Origin of the sequence: Streptomyces sp. HSG2 (assembly GCF_016598575.1) — a bacterium.
In the GTDB taxonomy this organism is placed as follows: domain Bacteria; phylum Actinomycetota; class Actinomycetes; order Streptomycetales; family Streptomycetaceae; genus Streptomyces.
This window is the reverse complement of record NZ_CP066801.1, coordinates 4,779,636-4,796,107: the sequence shown is the minus strand read 5'-3', so window position 1 is coordinate 4,796,107 and position 16,472 is coordinate 4,779,636. Positions and strand designations below refer to the sequence as shown.

Annotated in this window: 15 protein-coding genes; 11 read left to right on the top strand and 4 right to left on the bottom strand. The window is 73.1% G+C overall.

Going from position 1 to position 16,472, the window contains the following annotated elements; translation table 11 throughout:
- The gene (locus JEK78_RS20885) at positions 1-474 is read left to right on the top strand and encodes a C40 family peptidase (protein ID WP_200261705.1); all 474 of its coding nucleotides are present in this window, start codon (positions 1-3) and stop codon (positions 472-474) included.
- 1 nt (position 475) lies between these two features.
- Here the strand turns inward: JEK78_RS20885 and JEK78_RS20880 are convergent, their stop codons facing one another.
- Both JEK78_RS20880 and JEK78_RS20875 read right to left on the bottom strand, forming a co-directional pair.
- Positions 476-976, bottom strand: coding sequence for an ATP-binding protein (locus tag JEK78_RS20880; RefSeq protein ID WP_200261704.1), 501 nt, complete (start codon positions 974-976; stop codon positions 476-478).
- Between the two features lie 251 nt (positions 977-1,227).
- The gene (locus JEK78_RS20875; protein WP_200261703.1) at positions 1,228-2,376 is read right to left on the bottom strand and encodes an 8-amino-7-oxononanoate synthase; all 1,149 of its coding nucleotides are present in this window, start codon (positions 2,374-2,376) and stop codon (positions 1,228-1,230) included.
- 215 nt (positions 2,377-2,591) lie between these two features.
- On the opposite strand from JEK78_RS20875, the gene bioB reads away from it, so the two are divergent.
- The 7 genes from bioB (at position 2,592) to purB (ending at position 10,763) form a co-directional block, all read left to right on the top strand.
- Positions 2,592-3,749, top strand: a complete 1,158-nt coding sequence (gene bioB / locus JEK78_RS20870) for a biotin synthase BioB (protein ID WP_200261702.1) — start codon at positions 2,592-2,594, stop codon at positions 3,747-3,749.
- Positions 3,742-5,028, top strand: coding sequence for an adenosylmethionine--8-amino-7-oxononanoate transaminase (locus tag JEK78_RS20865; protein WP_200261701.1), 1,287 nt, complete (start codon positions 3,742-3,744; stop codon positions 5,026-5,028). The genes bioB and JEK78_RS20865 overlap by 8 nt, the downstream gene beginning before the upstream one ends.
- 1 nt (position 5,029) lies before the next feature.
- Positions 5,030-5,746: a dethiobiotin synthase gene (gene bioD / locus JEK78_RS20860; protein ID WP_200261700.1), complete on the top strand. Its 717-nt coding sequence runs from the start codon at positions 5,030-5,032 to the stop codon at positions 5,744-5,746.
- 253 nt (positions 5,747-5,999) lie between these two features.
- Complete coding sequence (locus JEK78_RS20855) at positions 6,000-7,346, top strand: hemolysin family protein (protein ID WP_200261699.1); 1,347 nt, start codon at positions 6,000-6,002, stop codon at positions 7,344-7,346.
- Positions 7,343-8,356 carry a hemolysin family protein gene (locus JEK78_RS20850; RefSeq protein ID WP_200261698.1) on the top strand — a complete coding sequence of 338 codons (1,014 nt, stop codon included), beginning with the start codon at positions 7,343-7,345 and terminating at the stop codon, positions 8,354-8,356. Before JEK78_RS20855 ends, JEK78_RS20850 begins: the two co-directional genes overlap by 4 nt.
- A gap of 113 nt (positions 8,357-8,469) precedes the next feature.
- Positions 8,470-9,243 carry an SGNH/GDSL hydrolase family protein gene (locus JEK78_RS20845; protein ID WP_200261697.1) on the top strand — a complete coding sequence of 258 codons (774 nt, stop codon included), beginning with the start codon at positions 8,470-8,472 and terminating at the stop codon, positions 9,241-9,243.
- A 77-nt stretch (positions 9,244-9,320) separates the two neighbouring features.
- Complete coding sequence (purB, locus tag JEK78_RS20840; protein ID WP_200261696.1) at positions 9,321-10,763, top strand: adenylosuccinate lyase; 1,443 nt, start codon at positions 9,321-9,323, stop codon at positions 10,761-10,763.
- 138 nt (positions 10,764-10,901) lie between these two features.
- Here the strand turns inward: purB and JEK78_RS20835 are convergent, their stop codons facing one another.
- Positions 10,902-11,342: a hypothetical protein gene (locus JEK78_RS20835; protein WP_200261695.1), complete on the bottom strand. Its 441-nt coding sequence runs from the start codon at positions 11,340-11,342 to the stop codon at positions 10,902-10,904.
- A 218-nt stretch (positions 11,343-11,560) separates the two neighbouring features.
- Here JEK78_RS20835 and JEK78_RS20830 point away from each other — a divergent pair, with 218 nt between their 5' ends.
- Positions 11,561-12,856 (top strand): GNAT family N-acetyltransferase, encoded by a 1,296-nt coding sequence (locus tag JEK78_RS20830; RefSeq protein ID WP_200261694.1) that lies wholly within the window; start codon positions 11,561-11,563, stop codon positions 12,854-12,856.
- Positions 12,857-12,873: 17 nt separating this feature from the next.
- On the opposite strand, the gene JEK78_RS20825 is transcribed toward JEK78_RS20830, so the two are convergent.
- A complete protein-coding gene (locus JEK78_RS20825) occupies positions 12,874-14,094 on the bottom strand; it encodes a PLP-dependent transferase (protein WP_200261693.1) in 1,221 nt (406 codons plus the stop codon).
- Positions 14,095-14,153: 59 nt separating this feature from the next.
- On the opposite strand from JEK78_RS20825, the gene JEK78_RS20820 reads away from it, so the two are divergent.
- A complete protein-coding gene (locus JEK78_RS20820) occupies positions 14,154-14,636 on the top strand; it encodes an Lrp/AsnC family transcriptional regulator (protein WP_200261692.1) in 483 nt (160 codons plus the stop codon).
- Between the two features lie 135 nt (positions 14,637-14,771).
- Positions 14,772-16,460 (top strand): DUF885 domain-containing protein, encoded by a 1,689-nt coding sequence (locus JEK78_RS20815; protein WP_200261691.1) that lies wholly within the window; start codon positions 14,772-14,774, stop codon positions 16,458-16,460.
- The last annotated feature ends 12 nt before the right edge of the window (positions 16,461-16,472 follow it).

Below are 16,472 nucleotides of genomic sequence, written 5' to 3'. Positions count from 1 at the left end.
ATGACCGCGCTCGATCGTGTCCCGACGTTTCTCGCCCGAGCGGGTACCGCCTCCGCTCTCGCTCTCGCCGCCGTGGGTGGCTCCGTGGTGGTCCCCGGCGCGGCCTCGGAGGCCGCGGCCGCGGCGGCGGCCTCCAAGGCGCTCCGGGTGGCGGCTTCCAAGAAGGGCGCCCCCTACCAGTACGGGGCCACCGGGCCTCACCGCTTCGACTGCTCCGGCCTGACTCTGTACTCCTTCAAGGCCGCGGGCAAGCGGCTGCCGCGCACCGCCGCCCAGCAGTACAACCGCACCCGACACGTGTCGGCACGCCAGCGCAAGGCCGGGGACCTGGTGTTCTTCCACTCGGGTCGGGGCGTGTACCACGTCGGCATCTACGCGGGGCGCGGACGGATCTGGCATGCGCCGAAGACGGGGGACGTGGTCCGCCTCCAACGGATCTGGACCAGCAGCGTCCGGTACGGCCGCGTGCGTTGATTCATCCGGGGGTGGTGGCCGGTGCCCCGAGGCCGACCGCCACCCTCCGGCCCGTCGGCTCGGGACCCCCGGCCAGGCCGTCCGGCCCGGTCCAGGGAAGCTCGATGGAGACCGTCTTGCCACCTTCACGGGTGGGCTTGACCCGGACCCTGCCCCCGCGTTCGGCGGCGGCACACCGGACGATCACCATGCCCCGGCCGTTGTCCTGTTGACCGGTCGCGGGCAGTCGCCGGGGGAATCGGGGGTGGCTGTCCGTCACCCCCACGTACAGCCATTCGTCTCGGTCGAGGACGAGTTCCACGGTGAAGCTGGGCGACTGTCCGAGCGTGTGCCGCACCGCGTTGGTCGCGAGTTCGGAGACGACGAGCCTGATGGTCTCGGCGGCGTCGGTGTCCACGCCGAGACCCCATTCGACCAACGTGCCGACGGCGTAGCCGCGAGCCGTGGAGACCGAGGCCGGATCGGTCGGCAGAGTGACGGATGCTGCCAGGTGGTCTGCCATCGCGCGGGGGTCCCTTTCCCACGGGACCGCGGTCCGACACGGGTCGGATGGTGCGAGTACGGTCCCTGACCGGTGCTTCACACGCCAGACTGCCATCACGGCGGCGCCGGGGGCGTCGATCCGCCGGGATGCGCCCGCCCCTGTCCCTCGAAGCGGTGAACTCCGCCCGTATGGACGGCGTCGCCCCCGTTCCCGCGGCAGCGGCCCGACATCCCGGGAGGCTGCCGGCGGGGCCGGGGCGGGAGGGACCCTCACCCCGGGCGGACGCCGGATCCGGGTGCCGTCGTGAGGAGAGTGGTCACCGCCTGTTCGACTCGGGCGTCGTCCAGGTCCGCGCGCGCCGTCAGCCTGATCCGGGAGACTCCGTCGGGCACGGACGGCGGGCGGAAGCAGCCCACGGCAAGACCTGCGGATCGGCAGTCCGACGCCCAGCGCACCGCGTCCTCGGCGGAGGGAGCCCGTACCGAGACGACGGCCGCGTCCGGTCGGGCGCAGGGCAGGCCCGCCGCCGTGAGCCGGGCGTGCAGCCCCGCCGCGACCGTCCGGGCCCGGACCGCCCTCTCGGGTTCGCGGCGCAGCACGCGGAGGGCGGCGAGCGCCGCGCCCGCCGACGCGGGCGCGAGCCCCGTGTCGAAGATGAACGTGCGGGCCGTGTCGACGAGGTGGGACACGACGCGGGTCGGTCCGAGGACGGCGCCGCCCTGCGCGGCGAGCGACTTGGACAGCGTCACCGTGGCCACCACGGAGGGGTCGCCGGCCAGCCCGGCCGCGTGGGGGGCGCCGCGTCCCCCGGCGCCGAGCACGCCGAGGCCGTGCGCGTCGTCGAGCACGAGTCCGGCCCCGTGAGTCCGGGCCACCCGTGCCAGCGCGACCAACGGGGCGGCGTCCCCGTCCACGGAGAAGACGGTGTCCGTCACGGCGACCGCCGGCCCGTCGTGGCCGGACAGTGCCTTGTCCACGGCGTCCGGGTCGGCGTGCGGGACGACCTGGACGCCTCCGGCGGCCAGCCGGCAACCGTCGATGAGCGAGGCGTGGTTGCCGGCGTCCGAGACGATGCGGGAGCCGTGCGGCGCGAGCGCGGTGACGGCCGCGAGGTTGGCGGCGTACCCCGAGGAGAAGACGAGCGCCGCCTCGAAACCGCAGAAGGCGGCCAACTCGCGCTCCAACTCGCCGTGGAGTTCGGTGGTCCCGGTGACCAGGCGGGACCCGGTGGCGCCGCCGCCCCAGGTTCGCGCCGCCCGGACCGCTCCGGCGACGACCTCCGGATGCCGCGCCAGTCCGAGGTAGTCGTTGCCGGCGAGGTCGAGCAACCGGCAGTCCGCGGAACGGGGGCGCAGGCCGCGCGTCAGTCCCGCGCGGCGACGCCGTGCCGCCTGCTCGTCGATCCAGTCGAACGCCACGAACGCCGCTCCCCGCGATAGGTCCTGTCGACCGACACCCGCCCCGGCACCGGTCGGGCGACGTGTACCCGCCACGACGGAATGGACGTCTACCCGCCGCGACCTTAGCGGCGGCAGGCGGGGACGGCATGTGGCGATGCACACACCACCGCGCGTGCCCATGAGGCGGGGGGCTTCTTGGCCCGGGGCACCCCGGTAGGACAGGATCGGCTCCCATGGACCTGTTGAACACGCTGGTGGACAAGGGGCTGCGCCGCGAGACGCCGACCCGCGAGGAGGCCCGGGCCGTTCTCGCCACGTCGGACGACGCCCTGCTCGACGTGGTGGCCGCGGCGGGCCGAGTACGCAGACACTGGTTCGGGCGGAGGGTGAAACTCAACTACCTCGTCAACCTCAAGTCCGGGCTGTGTCCCGAGGACTGTTCCTACTGCTCCCAGCGGCTCGGCTCGAAGGCCGAGATCCTGAAGTACACCTGGCTCAAGCCCGATCAGGCGTCCGAGGCCGCCGCGGCCGGGGTCGGCGGGGGCGCGAAGCGGGTGTGCCTGGTGGCCAGCGGACGCGGTCCGACCGACCGGGACGTGGAGCGGGTGTCGGAGACGATCAGGACGATCAAGGAGAAGAACGAGGACGTCGAGGTCTGCGCCTGCCTGGGTCTCCTCTCGGACGGCCAGGCGGAACGCCTGCGCCGGGCGGGGGCCGACGCCTACAACCACAATCTCAACACCTCCGAGGCCGGCTACGCCGACATCACCAGCACCCACACCTACGCCGATCGGGTGGACACCGTCCACAAGGCGCACTCGGCGGGGTTGTCGCCGTGCTCCGGCCTCATCGCGGGCATGGGCGAGACCGACGAGGACCTCGTCGACGTGGCGTTCTCGCTGCGCGAACTCGATCCGGACTCCGTCCCCGTCAACTTCCTGATCCCGATGGAGGGCACACCGCTGGCCGGCGAGTGGCATCTCACCCCGCAGCGGTGCCTGCGCATCCTGGCGATGGTGCGGTTCGTCTGTCCGGACGTGGAGGTACGCGTCGCCGGCGGACGCGAGGTGCACCTGCGCACGCTGCAACCACTCGCCCTGCACATCGCCAACTCGATCTTCCTCGGGGACTACCTCACCAGCGAGGGCCAGGCGGGCCGCGCCGATCTGGAGATGATCGCCGACGCCGGGTTCGAGGTCGAGGGGGCCGACACCACGACCCTGCCGGGCCACCGGTCCAGGGGCACGGAGGGCTCCGGTGTCGCCCGCGCCGAGGCGCGTGCGGGCCGTGCGGACGGATCGCCGGAACCGGAGCCGGGCGGGGAGCCCCGCACCGACCTGATCGCCGTACGGCGACGGGGAGCGGGCACGGACGTCGCGCCCAATGCCTGATCCCCGGCTGAGCCTGGACGAACTCCTGGCCCTGGACCGTCGACACGTCTGGCACCCCTACGGCCCGATGCCCGGGACCGACGATCCTCTGGTGGTGGAGTCGGCGCACGGCGTGCGGCTGCGACTCGCCGACGGAACCGGCGAGTTGATCGACGGGATGTCGTCGTGGTGGTCGGCGATCCACGGCTACGACCATCCGGTCCTCAACGAGGCGGCGCGCGGTCAGCTGGATCGCGTGAGCCACGTGATGTTCGGTGGCCTCACCCACGAACCCGCCGTTCGACTGGCCAAGCTGCTGGTCGACGCCACGCCCGACGGTCTGGAGCACGTCTTCCTCGCGGACTCCGGATCGGTGTCGGTCGAGGTGGCGATCAAGATGTGCCTCCAGTACTGGCGCTCGACGGGCCACCCCGGCAAGCGCCGCCTGTTGACCTGGCGGGGCGGATACCACGGGGACACCTGGCACCCGATGTCGGTGTGCGACCCCGAGGGTGGGATGCACGAGCTGTGGGCCGGCGCCCTGCCGCGGCAGGTCTTCGCCGACGTGCCGCCCGTCACGTACCGCGAGGACTACGCCGAGCGGTTGCGCGCGTTGGTCGCCCGGCACGCCGACGAGTTGGCCGCGGTGATCGTCGAGCCGGTGGTGCAGGGCGCGGGGGGCATGCGGTTCCACTCCCCCGCCTACCTGCGGGTGCTCCGCGAGGCCTGCGACGCCCACGACGTCCTGCTGGTGTTCGACGAGATCGCGACCGGTTTCGGCCGGACCGGCGCGCTCTTCGCCGCCGACCACGCGGCCGTCGCCCCGGACGTGATGTGCCTCGGCAAGGCCCTCACCGGCGGCTACCTGACTCTGGCCGCGACCGTGTGCTCCACCCGTGTGGCCGAGGGCATCTCCCGGGGAGACGTACCCGTGCTCGCGCACGGGCCGACCTTCATGGGCAACCCCCTGGCCTCCGCGGTGGCGTGCGCCTCGATCGAGCTGCTGCTCGGCCAGGACTGGCGGGCGGAGGTCCGGCGCGTCGAGGCCGGGTTGCGCGAGGGGCTCGCCCCGGCGGCGGATCTGCCCGGGGTGACGGACGTGCGGGTTCTCGGAGCCATCGGCGTCGTGCAACTCGACCGACCCGTGGACGTGCGGGCCGCCACGGCGGCGGCCGTGAGCGAGGGCGTGTGGCTGCGTCCCTTCCGCGACCTCGTTTACACCATGCCGCCCTACGTCACCGGCGACGAGGACCTGCGACGAGTCACCCGCGCGGTGCGCGCGGCGGCCGGGGAGGGGTGAGATGTCCGTCCTGATGGTCACCGGCACCGGCACCGGCGTCGGCAAGACGGTGGTGACCGCCGCGCTGGCCGCCACCGCGCGCGCCACCGGCCGGTCCGTGGCGGTCCTGAAGGCCGCCCAGACCGGAGTCCGCGACGACGAGCCCGGCGATGTCGACGAGGTCGCGCGACTGGCCGGCCCCCTGACGACGACCGAGCTGGCCCGCTACCGGGAACCGCTGGCCCCGGCCACGGCGGCCCGCCGGGAGGGCCGCGCGCCGGTGCGCCCCGGCCGAATCGCGGCCGCCGCCTCCGAACTGGCCGAGGTGCACGACCTCGTGCTGGTCGAGGGGGCGGGCGGGCTGCTGGTGCGCCTGGATGCCGAGGGCGGCACCCTGGCCGATGTCGCGGGACTCCTGCGCGCCCCCGTGCTGGTGGTGACCCAGGCCGGGCTGGGCACCCTGAACGCCACCGAGCTGACCGCCCGTGAACTGCGCTCCAGGGGTCTGGAACTGCCCGGCCTGGTGATCGGCAGTTGGCCGGAACCCGCCGATCTCGCGGCTCGGTGCAATCTGGCCGATCTGCCGGACGTGACCGGAGCCCCCCTGCTCGGAGCCGTTCCCGCCGGGGCGGGGGAGCTGGCGCCCGCCGCCTTCCGGGCCGCGGCGGCCGACTGGCTGGCTCCCCGGCTCGGCGGCAGGTGGGACACGGCGGGGTTCCGGGCGGGCCGGGCTCTCTGAGCACCGGACCCCCGGAACACCGGCCCCCCGAGGGCCCGCGCCGGGGCGCCGTCCCACCGCGCGTCCTCGGACGCGGGCGGGGGCGGTGTCGAGCGTGACCGGCGTGCCCGTTCGGGCCCCTGCCCACGCGATCGAGCGGACGCCGGCCGCCATCCGGCAGAGTGCTGGAGCCGACGACGCGCGGAGAGCCGCGGTCTGGCCGATCATGGCCAGTTGACACCCTCCCCACCCCAGAGGGCCGAAAGAGGTCGACTTGACCGAGACGCTCCTACTGCTGGTGGCGATCGCCCTGGCGCTGGCCTGCGGCGCCTTCGTGGCCGCCGAGTTCTCCCTGACCACGGTCGAGCGAGGGGAACTGGAGCGCGCGGCGGCCCGGGGCGAGCGCGGCGCCGCGGGCGCCCTGAAGGCGGTGAGGAACCTCACCTTCGAGCTGTCCGGGGCCCAGCTCGGCATCACCGTGACCAATCTGGTGATCGGCATGCTCGCGGAACCGTCCGTCGCGGCGCTGCTCAGAGGCCCTCTCGGTGACCTGGGGGTCTCTCCGTCCGTCGCCTCCTCGCTGGCCCTGGTACTGGGTGTCGCGCTGTCCACGGTGGTCCTGATGGTGGTCGGCGAGCTGGTGCCGAAGAACTGGGCGATCTCCTCGCCGCTGTCCGTTGCCAGGGTGGTCGGGTCGCCGATGCGGTGGTTCGGCATCCTGTTCCGTCCGTTCATCGGGCATCTGAACGACATGGCCAACAGGATCGTGCGGGGCTTCGGCGTGCGACCGGCCGAGGAGCTGGCGTCGGCGCGTGGCCCGCGCGAGCTGGCGGCGCTGGCGCGCCACTCCGCGCGGGAGGGCGCGCTGGAGGCGGACACGGCCGAGCTGTTCCTGCGGACCCTCCGCCTCGCCGACCTGACAGCGGAGAACGTGATGACACCGCGAGTGCGGGTGATCGCCCTGGCGGACCGCGCCACCTGCGAGGACGTGGCAAACGCGACCCGCGCCACGGGGCTGTCGCGCTTCCCCGTCTACCGGGAGAGCCTGGACGCCGTGGTCGGCACCGCCCACGTCAAGGACGCGCTGGCGGTACCGGCGGGCCGTCGACACCGAGTCCCGGTGTCCGAGGTGCTGCGCGAGCCACTGCTGGTGCCGGAGTCGCTCACCATCGATCGGCTGCTCGATCGGCTCTCCGAACGGCGGACCATGGCCGTCGTGATCGACGAGTACGGCGGGACGGCGGGCGTGGCGACGTTGGAGGACATCGTCGAGGAGGTCGTGGGCGAGGTCCGCGACGAGCACGACCCCCAGGAGACTCCCGACCTCGACCCGGCGGGGACCGGCCGGGACGGTCGAGCCCTGTTCCGGGCCGACGGCGCGGCCCGCTTGGACCAGTTGGCCGAGGTCGGACTGCGGGTGCCGGTGGGGCCCTACGAGACGCTCGCCGGCCTGGTCGCCTCCGCCCTGGGGCGGATCCCCCGGACCGGCGACGTCGTGGAGGTGGCTGGCTGGCGGCTGGAGGTGGTCGACGCCGCGGGACACCGCGCGTCCCGCCTGCTGCTGCACGCGCCCCCGCACGACGAGCGGCGCGACCACGACGACCCGGGCGGGCGCCGATGATCGCCGCGCAACTGCTCGTCGGTCTGGCGATGCTGGTGCTGAACGCGTTCTTCGTGGGCGCCGAGTTCGCCTTGATCTCGGTGCGGCGCAGTCAGGTCGAGCCCTACGCCGAGGAGGGCGACCGGCGGGCCAAGAGCGTGCTGTGGGCGCTGAGGCACGTCTCCGCCCTGATGGCGACGGCTCAACTCGGCATCACCCTGACCACCCTCGTCCTGGGCATCGTGGCGGAACCGGCCATCGCGCACCTGCTGGAACCGGCCTTCGAGGCGGCCGGCGTGCCGTCCCGGCTCGGACACGCCGTGTCCTTCGTGCTGGCGCTGGCCCTCGCCACCTACCTGCACATGCTGCTGGGCGAGATGGTCCCGAAGAACTTCGCGGTGGCGGAGCCGCTGCGCAGCGCGCTGCTGCTGGGCCCCCCGTTGGTCGCACTGTCCCGTGCCCTCCGTCCGGTGATCTTCACGGTCAACGCGTTCGCCAACGGGGTGCTGCGGCTGCTGCGGGTGGAGACGCAGGACGAGGTCGCGGCGACGTTCTCGGACCGGGAGCTGGCCGACATCGTGACGGACGCCGGCCAGGCGGGGCTGATCGACCAGCGCGCCCGCGAGAGGCTGCACGACGCGCTGGAACTGGGCCGACGCCCGGTGCGCGACGTGGTGGTGCCGCTCGGGCACGTGGTGTACGCCCGGGTGGGCGTCACGCCGGACGACCTGGAGCGGCTGTCCGCGCGGTCCGGGTTCTCCCGCTTCCCCGTGGTCGACGACGGCCGACGGATCGTCGGCTACCTACACGTCAAGGACGCCTTGGACGCGGTTCCCCGGGACGCGCCGTTCGCCGTCGGGGACATCCGGTCCATCGCGCGGGTACGGGAGACCACCCCGATGGACGACGCGTTGTCGGCGATGCGCGGCGGCCGGACGCACCTGGCGGCCGTCACGGGCTCGGACGGCCGGTTGGCCGGGATGGTGACCATGGAGGACGTGTTGCGGGAACTGCTCGGCCGGCGCGCCTGATCCGGCCTCGCGCTCCCCGCCCGCCGCCCCTCCACGATCGGCCGGACGGCGTGGCGGCGCGGGGAAGGGCCGCCGACCGTCGGGTACGCCCGGGGCGCTAGCATGTCCGCGCCATGCGGAAGATCCCCGAGCACTCCAGCCTGGTCGCCGTCGGCGACTCCTTCACCGAGGGCATGTCGGACCGGCTGCCCGACGGCACCTACCGCGGATGGGCCGATCTGCTGGCCGCCCGGATGGCCGCCGGAAGGCCGGGGTTCCGCTACGCCAACCTCGCGGTCAGGGGCAAGCTGATCGGGCAGATCGTGGACGAGCAGGTGGACACCGCCGCCACGATGGGCGCGGACGTCGTCACGCTGGTGGGCGGACTCAACGACGCACTGCGCCCGACGTGCGACATGGGGCGGGTCCGTGCCCTCCTGACCGAGGCCGTGGAACGGCTGGCGCCCGCCTGCGACCGCCTGGTGCTCATGCGAAGTCCGGGCCGTCGGGGCCCCGTCATGGAGCGGTTCCGGCCTCGGATGGAGGCGTTGTTCGCCTGCGTCGACGATCTCGCCGCGCGGCACGGCGCCGTCGTCGTCGACCTGTACGGCGCGCCGTCGCTCGCCGACCCCCGGATGTGGGCCGACGACCGGTTGCATCTGACGGGCGAGGGCCACAGGCGGGTGGCGGAGGCCGTGTGGGAGGCCCTGGGATACGAGCCGCGGGACCAGGACTGGCGCGAGCCGGCCCCGGCTGGCCCGCCTCCGGGGTGGGTGTCCCGACGGGCGGCCGACGCGCGGTTCGCCCGGGACCATCTGCTGCCGTGGATCGGGCGCCGGGTGTCCGGCCGTTCCTCGGGGGACGGGCTACCGCCCAAGCGACCGGAGCTGTCGACGTTCGAGGGCTGAGCGCGCGTTCCGGTGCGGGGGCCGTCATGCGGTGGGCACGGAGGCCGGGTCCGGCCGGCCCGGTAGGATCCGGTGTCGTGACTTCCGCTCCCGCCAAGCCCCGCATCCCGAACGTCCTCGCCGGCCGGTACGCGTCCGCCGAACTCGCCGCCCTCTGGTCCCCCGAGGAGAAGGTGAGGCTGGAGCGGCGACTCTGGCTGGCCGTCCTGCGCGCCCAGAAGGACCTGGGGGTGGAGGTCCCCGACGCGGCCGTCGCGGCCTACGAGGGTGTGCTGGACCAGGTCGACCTGGCCTCGATCGCCGAGCGGGAGAAGGTCACCCGCCACGACGTGAAGGCGCGCATCGAGGAGTTCAACGACCTCGCCGGGTACGAGCACGTCCACAAGGGCATGACCTCGCGGGACCTGACGGAGAACGTGGAACAGCTGCAGATCCGTCTCTCCCTGGAGGCGGTGCGCGACCGCACGGTGGCCGTGCTGGCCCGGCTGGGTCGGTTGTCCGGCGAGTACGCGGAGATGGCGATGGCGGGCCGCTCCCACAACGTGGCGGCCCAGGCCACGACCCTGGGCAAGCGGTTCGCGACCGCGGCGGACGAGTTGCTGGTCGCCTACGGCCGCCTGGAGGAGTTGATCGGGCGCTATCCCCTGCGAGGGATCAAGGGGCCGGTCGGCACCGCCCAGGACATGCTGGACCTGCTGGGGGGCGACGGGGACCGGCTCGCCGAGTTGGAGGGTCGGATCGCCTCCCACCTGGGCTTCTCCCGAACGTTCGGCTCGGTCGGGCAGGTGTACCCGAGGTCGTTGGACTACGAGGTGGTGACCGCGCTGGTGCAGGTGGCGGCGGCGCCCTCTTCGCTGGCGAAGACGATCCGGTTGATGGCCGGGCACGATCTCGTCACCGAGGGCTTCAAGCCCGGACAGGTCGGCTCGTCGGCGATGCCGCACAAGATGAACACCCGGTCCTGCGAGCGGGTGAACGGGCTGATGGTGATCCTGCGCGGCTACGCGTCGATGACCGGGGAGTTGGCGGGCGACCAGTGGAACGAGGGGGACGTGTCCTGCTCGGTGGTACGCCGCGTCGCCCTTCCGGACGCGTTCTTCGCCTTGGACGGGCTCTTGGAGACCTTCCTGACCGTGTTGGACGAGTTCGGGGCCTTCCCCGCCGTCGTCGCCCGCGAGTTGGACCGGTACCTGCCCTTCCTGGCCACGACCAAGGTGCTGATGGCGGCGGTGCGCGCCGGAGTCGGACGGGAGGCCGCGCACGAGGCGATCAAGGAGAACGCCGTGGCCGCCGCTCTGTCGATGCGGGAGCGGGGCACCGAGCGCAACGAGTTGCTGGACCGACTCGCCGACGACGAGCGGATTCCCCTGGACCGCGAGCGGTTGGCCGCGCTGATGGCGGACGCTCTGTCCTTCACCGGCGCCGCGGCGGACCAGGTGGGCGCCGTGGCCGCGCGCGTCGGGGAGATCGTCGAGCGGCGTCCCGAGGCCGCGGGATACACCCCGGGGGCGATTCTCTGACGAGCACCGGGCGGCGGGGGCGACCTCGCGGCCCGCGTGTCGGCTCGCCGCGTACGGGTTCCGTCCCGGTCGCCACGGTCCCCGGGCCCGGTTTCGGGGACCGTCGCGCGGACGCCGGCGGCCGGGCCCGGCCGCCGGTCACGGCGGCGCGGTCGTGGTGACCACGGCGAGGAGTTGGACCTCGTCGGCCTCGTCCAGGTCGGCCACGGCGACGGCGACCCAGCGGTCCGTCCCGGCCGCCTCCCACAGGCCGGCCACCCGCGCGCGGGCACTCAACTCCGCCCAGGGTTCGGGGATCTCCTCCCCTTCCGTGCGCAACAGCACCGTCTGCAGGTTCCAGGGCGGCGCCTCGCCCCAGCGGGCGTCCAATCGGTCTCGAACCGCTTCGCGGGCGTCCTCGCACCGCCGAACCGCCGCCGGCCGGAGGGCCGCGTCACCGGCACGCAGGCCGTGGCTGCTCTCCAACACGGCCACGTGGCGACCGGGGCCGCCGGTGCCGAACGGGGTCGGGCCCGGCCCCGCCGGAAAGGGACGGGAGCACAGCGCGTCGATGAGAGCCAGGTGTCGGGCGATGTCCACGAAGTCAGTAAAGCGTGTGGCACCGACAGTTGGCGGCGTGTCAGCCCCGGCCACCCGCGCGCACCGGCTTCCCCCGTTCGTGGCGGTGTCGGACGGTCCGGGGCTCCGTCGAGCACCGTCGACGCGAGAAAGCTCAACAAATGCACCCAGATGGACTTTTTACCCGTCGGTCATCGACCGTTCGTGATCACGCAACAGGGTTCGTCCACCGTCGACTCATGAGTCGAGACGCATCCGAAGTGGCCCGCCGCTACCAGCGCGTCGTCCTCTCCCTCGCGACGGCGCCCAGATCGTGGTGGTCGCGCCGAAGCGCCTCCCCTCCCCTCGCGGGGACCGCGGGCGTCGCGACCTCGTCCCCCTCGCTTCACCGGCCGGATCCGGCCGGTGAAGCGCCGGAGGTGGGGCCGGATCCGACGCGCCTGTGGCGACTGCGCGCCACCGTCAGGGACGAGCCCGGTTCCCTGGCCACGCTGTGCGCGGCGTTGGCGGCGCTGCGGGTGGACGTGCTGAGCCTCCAGACGCATCCACTGGAAGTCGGCACGGTGGACGAGTTCGTGCTGCGCGCTCCCGGGGGGTTGTGCACAACGGCCCTGGTCCACGCGGTGACGGCGGCGGGGGGTCGCGATGTCGCAACGGAACCGGCCGAGGCACGCGAACTGGTGGACACTCCCACACAGGTCCTGGCACTCGCGACGCGCACCGCGCTGGACCCCGCGGAACTCCCCTCCGCGCTCCGCGGGTTGCTGGGTCGATGCGTGGTCCGGTCGACCGGGAGACTCGGGGCCGCGGCCTCCCGGGGAATCCAGGAGGTGCCGCCGGAGGGGGTGTTGGAGGAGACGCGGATGCTGCTGCCCTCGCCCGAGGGAGAGGTGATCAGCGTCGAGCGGTCCGATCCGCCCTTCACCCCGACCGAGTTCGCCCGGGCGCGCGCGTTGGTCGGCCTGGACGCACGACTGGGGCCGCGGACGCCACCGGGTCGGGAGGAGGACCTCCCGCTGTGCGAAGGCGGGGACGTGACCGTGCGACGCGCGGGCATCGGCGACCTGAGGGCGGCCGGGGACATGCACCGACGCTGCTCGCGCGCCTCCCTCAGGCTCCGCTACCACGGCCCCGTCCACGACGCGGATCGCTATCTGCGTCACCTGCTCGGTCCGCACTTCGGCCGGACCCTCGCGGTCCTGACGGACTCCGGCCGGATCGTCGGATTGGGCCACATGATGTGGGACGGCGACGACACGGAGATCGCGCTGCTCGTCGAGGACGCCTGGCAGCGGCGCGGCGTCGGACGCGCGCTGCTGGCACGGTTGGTCTCGATGGCGGCGGACGCGGGGTGTGGGAGCGTGTACGCCGTGACGCAGCCTTCCAACACCGGGATGATCGCGAGCATGCGCGGGCTTGGCCTGCCGCTCGACTACCGCTTCGACGACGGGACCCTCGTCGTCACCGCCCGTCTGGAGGCCGCCGCTCCGGCCGGTTCACCGCACCGGCCGGAGGGTCCCGTGGTCAGAGGCTGACTGCCCCGCGACACCCGTCATTCGACGGCCGACAGCGCCTCCCGGAGCCGGATCGCCGCCTGGGGCTCCCCCAACGCCCGGTCCAGGTCGGCCCAGAGGTCCTCGACGTCCTCCAGCCCGACGGACAGCCGCAGCAGCCGTTCGCCGACGCCGGCGCCGCGGCGGTCGTCCGCGTCCACGATGCGGTGGCTGATCGAGGCCGGGTGCTGGATGAGGGTGTCGACGCTGCCGAGGCTGACCGCGGGCGTGACGAGCCGGACTCCGGCCGTCACCCGGTGCGGGTCCCCGTAGGTCTCGAAGGCGACCATGGCGCCTCCGATGCGGGGGTAGTGGACCCGTTCGACGCGGGGGTCGGCGGCGAGCCGCGCGGCGAGCTCGGCGGCGTTGGCCGAGGCGGCGCGCACCCGGACCGGCAGGGTCGACAGACCGCGCAGGAGCAGATAGCCGGCGAGCGGGTGCAGGACGCCACCGGTGGCGAACCGGATCTGTCGAAGCCGGCCGGCGAACTCCTCGTCGCAGGCCACGACACCGGCGAGGACGTCACCATGGCCGCCCAGGTACTTGGTGGCACTGTGCAGGATCATTCGGGCGCCGTGCTCGGCCGGCCGCTGGAGGACCGGGGTGGCGAAGGTGTTGTCCACCAGCAGCGGCACGGATCCACAGGAATCGGCGACGCCCTCCAGGTCGATCTCCGCCAGCGTCGGGTTGGCGGGCGACTCGACGAGGACGAGGCCGGTGTCGGGGCGGAGCGAGGCGGCGATGCCCGCGGGGTCGGTCCAGGTCACCTCGGAACCCAGCAGTCCGGCCGTGAGGAGGTGATCACTGCAACCGTACAGCGGCCGGACGGCGACGACGTGTCGCAGCCCCATGGAGGCGCGTGCGAGCAGCACGGCGCTCAGCGCGGCCATGCCGCTGGCGAAGGCCACCGCGGACTCGGTGCCCTCCAGCTTGGCGAGGGCCGTCTCGAAGCGGGCGACGGTGGGGTTGCCCAGCCTTCCGTAGACGGGCGGGCCCTCCGGCTCGGCACCGGTGGTCGCGAAGGAGTCGATGCGCTCGGCCTCGCCGCGACTGTCGTGGGAGGGGTAGGTCGTGGAGAGGTCGATCGGCGGGGCGTGCAGACCCTGGGCGGCCAGGTCGTCTCGTCCGGCGTGCACCGCCTCGGTGGCCAGGGCCCGGGTGCGGCCCCCCGCCGGCGCGGTGGAATCGAGGTGGGGAGGGTGAGCGCGCGCAGTGTCCATGCGCGTAGGGTGAACAGAATTCGATCAGTCATGCTTACTTTCCGTGTTACGTTCGACGAATGAGCGATTCCGTCGAACTGGACACGGTCGATCTCGATCTGTTGCGGAGGTTGCAGAACGACGCGCGGACCACGTACCGCGATCTGGCCGCCCAGCTCGGCGTCGCCCCCTCCACCTGCCTCGACCGGGTCAACCGGTTGCGCCGGGCAGGGGTCGTCCTGGGCCATCGGCTGGAGGTGGACCCGGCCCGGATCGGCCGAGGTTTGCAGGCTCTGCTGTCGGTCCAGGTCCGTCCGCACCGCCGGGAATTGGTGGGTCCGTTCGTCGACCGGATTCGCGCACTGCCGGAGTCCCGGACGGTCTTCCACCTGACAGGCCCTGACGACTACCTGGTCCACGTCGCGGTGGCCGACGCGGCGGATCTGCAGCGTCTCGTCCTGGACGAGTTCACGGCGCGCCGCGAGGTGGCCCGGGTCGAGACCCGGTTGATCTTCCAACAGTGGGAGTGCGGACCGCTGCTGCCCCCGTCCGCCACCCGCTGAACGGAATCGGTCACGCACGGCACCGAGCCCAGGCGGTCGGGCGGACAGCACGCCTCCCCCTGTAGGACCATGGCCGCCGACCCTCCCCCTCCCGGTGGCGCACAAGCCGCCGGCCTCTCGACACCACGGAGAACCATGACGCACGAGAAGCACCCGCTGCCCCGCGACGTGGCCGACGCCCACCTCGACGAACTGGTCGCCCTCGACCCGGTGACCGGCACGTATCTGGGAGTACCCGAGAGCTCGGCGCGGCTCCCGGACTACTCGCCCGAAGGCCGGGAGGCACTCGCGGCGTTGGCCCGCTCCACACTCGCCTCTCTGGGGGCGGCCGAGAGCCGGCCCGGCGGGGATCGCGACGTGGAGCGGCGGTGTGCCCGTCTGCTGCGCGAGCGACTCACCGCGGAGTTGGCCGTGCACGATGCGGGCGAGGCCCTCCGGTCGACGGGCAACATGGAGACGCCCGCGCACGCCGTGCGGGAGGTCTTCGCACTGACCCCCACGGAGACCGACGACGACTGGGCGCGGGTCGCCGAACGGCTGCGGGGCGTTCCCGCCGCGCTGGCCGGGTACCGGCAGTCCCTGGCACTGGGCCTGGAACGCGGCGCGCTCGCCGCACCGCGCCCCACCGCCGCGCTGATCGGGCAGCTCGGGGAATGGACCGACGTAGGCGGTGGGCGAGGCTGGTTCGAGGAGTTCGTCACCCCCGGCCCGGACGACATGCGGGGCGAGTTGGACGCGGCGGCGAAGACCGCGACCGGGGCGCTGGCGGATCTGCGCACGTGGCTGCGCGAGGAGTACGCCCCGACCGTCGAGGGTGAGCCGGACGCGGTGGGCCGGGAGCGCTACGGACGCTGGGCGCGCTACTACAACGGCACCGACCTGGATCTGGACGAGGCGTACGCCTACGGCTGGGCCGAGTACCACCGTCTGATGGGCGAGATGCGAGAGGAGGCGCGCAAGGTCCTCCCCGGAGCGCGGTCCCCCTGGACGGCGCTGGCGCACCTCGACGAGCACGGCCGGCACATCGAGGGCGTCGAGGAAGCTCGGGAATGGCTCCAGAGCCTGATGGAACAGGCCATCGAACGACTCGACGGCACGCATTTCGAGCTCGCGGACCGGGTCCGCCGGGTGGAGTCGCGGATCGCGCCGGCCGGCAGCGCGGCGGCACCGTACTACACACCGCCCTCGGAGGACTTCGGACGCCCGGGACGCACCTGGCTGCCGACGATGGGGCAGCGTCGCTTCCCGGTCTACGACCTCGTCTCGACCTGGTACCACGAGGGCGTGCCCGGGCATCATCTCCAGTTGGCGCAGTGGGTGCACGTGGCGGGTGACCTGTCGCGCTACCAGGCCACCGTCGGATTGGTCAGCGCCAACGCCGAGGGATGGGCGCTGTACGCGGAACGGTTGATGGACGAACTCGGCTTCCTCACCGACCCCGAGGAGCGGCTGGGGTACCTGGACGCGCAGATGATGCGGGCGACCCGGGTCATCGTCGACATCGGCATGCATCTGGAGCTGAGGATCCCATCCGACTCCCCCTTCCATCCCGGTGAGCGATGGACGCCGGCGCTGGCCGAGGAGTTCTTCGGCGCGCACAGCAGCCGGCCGCCCGACTACGTGGAGAGTGAACTGACGCGCTACCTGTCGATCCCGGGTCAGGCGATCGGCTACAAGTTGGGCGAGCGGGCCTGGCTGGCGGGCCGGGAGAAGGCGAGCGCCCGGCACGGCGCCGCCTTCGACCTCAAGGCCTGGCACATGGCCGCCCTGTCGCAGGGTTCGCTCGGCCTCGACGACCTGGTCGACGAACTGGCGGCTCTTTGACGGCTTGAGGTT

What these genes read in the sequence shown, in the direction of transcription:
- JEK78_RS20830 (WP_200261694.1), top strand. Translation starts at nt 11,561, where the DNA reads ATGAGTCGAGACGCATCCGAAGTGGCCCGCCGCTACCAGCGCGTCGTC.
- JEK78_RS20880 (WP_200261704.1), bottom strand. Translation starts at nt 976, where the DNA reads ATGGCAGACCACCTGGCAGCATCCGTCACTCTGCCGACCGATCCGGCC.
- bioB (WP_200261702.1), top strand. Translation starts at nt 2,592, where the DNA reads ATGGACCTGTTGAACACGCTGGTGGACAAGGGGCTGCGCCGCGAGACG.
- JEK78_RS20885 (WP_200261705.1), top strand. Translation starts at nt 1, where the DNA reads ATGACCGCGCTCGATCGTGTCCCGACGTTTCTCGCCCGAGCGGGTACC.
- JEK78_RS20815 (WP_200261691.1), top strand. Translation starts at nt 14,772, where the DNA reads ATGACGCACGAGAAGCACCCGCTGCCCCGCGACGTGGCCGACGCCCAC.
- JEK78_RS20865 (WP_200261701.1), top strand. Translation starts at nt 3,742, where the DNA reads ATGCCTGATCCCCGGCTGAGCCTGGACGAACTCCTGGCCCTGGACCGT.
- JEK78_RS20845 (WP_200261697.1), top strand. Translation starts at nt 8,470, where the DNA reads ATGCGGAAGATCCCCGAGCACTCCAGCCTGGTCGCCGTCGGCGACTCC.
- JEK78_RS20825 (WP_200261693.1), bottom strand. Translation starts at nt 14,094, where the DNA reads ATGGACACTGCGCGCGCTCACCCTCCCCACCTCGATTCCACCGCGCCG.
- JEK78_RS20850 (WP_200261698.1), top strand. Translation starts at nt 7,343, where the DNA reads ATGATCGCCGCGCAACTGCTCGTCGGTCTGGCGATGCTGGTGCTGAAC.
- bioD (WP_200261700.1), top strand. Translation starts at nt 5,030, where the DNA reads ATGTCCGTCCTGATGGTCACCGGCACCGGCACCGGCGTCGGCAAGACG.
- JEK78_RS20820 (WP_200261692.1), top strand. Translation starts at nt 14,154, where the DNA reads ATGAGCGATTCCGTCGAACTGGACACGGTCGATCTCGATCTGTTGCGG.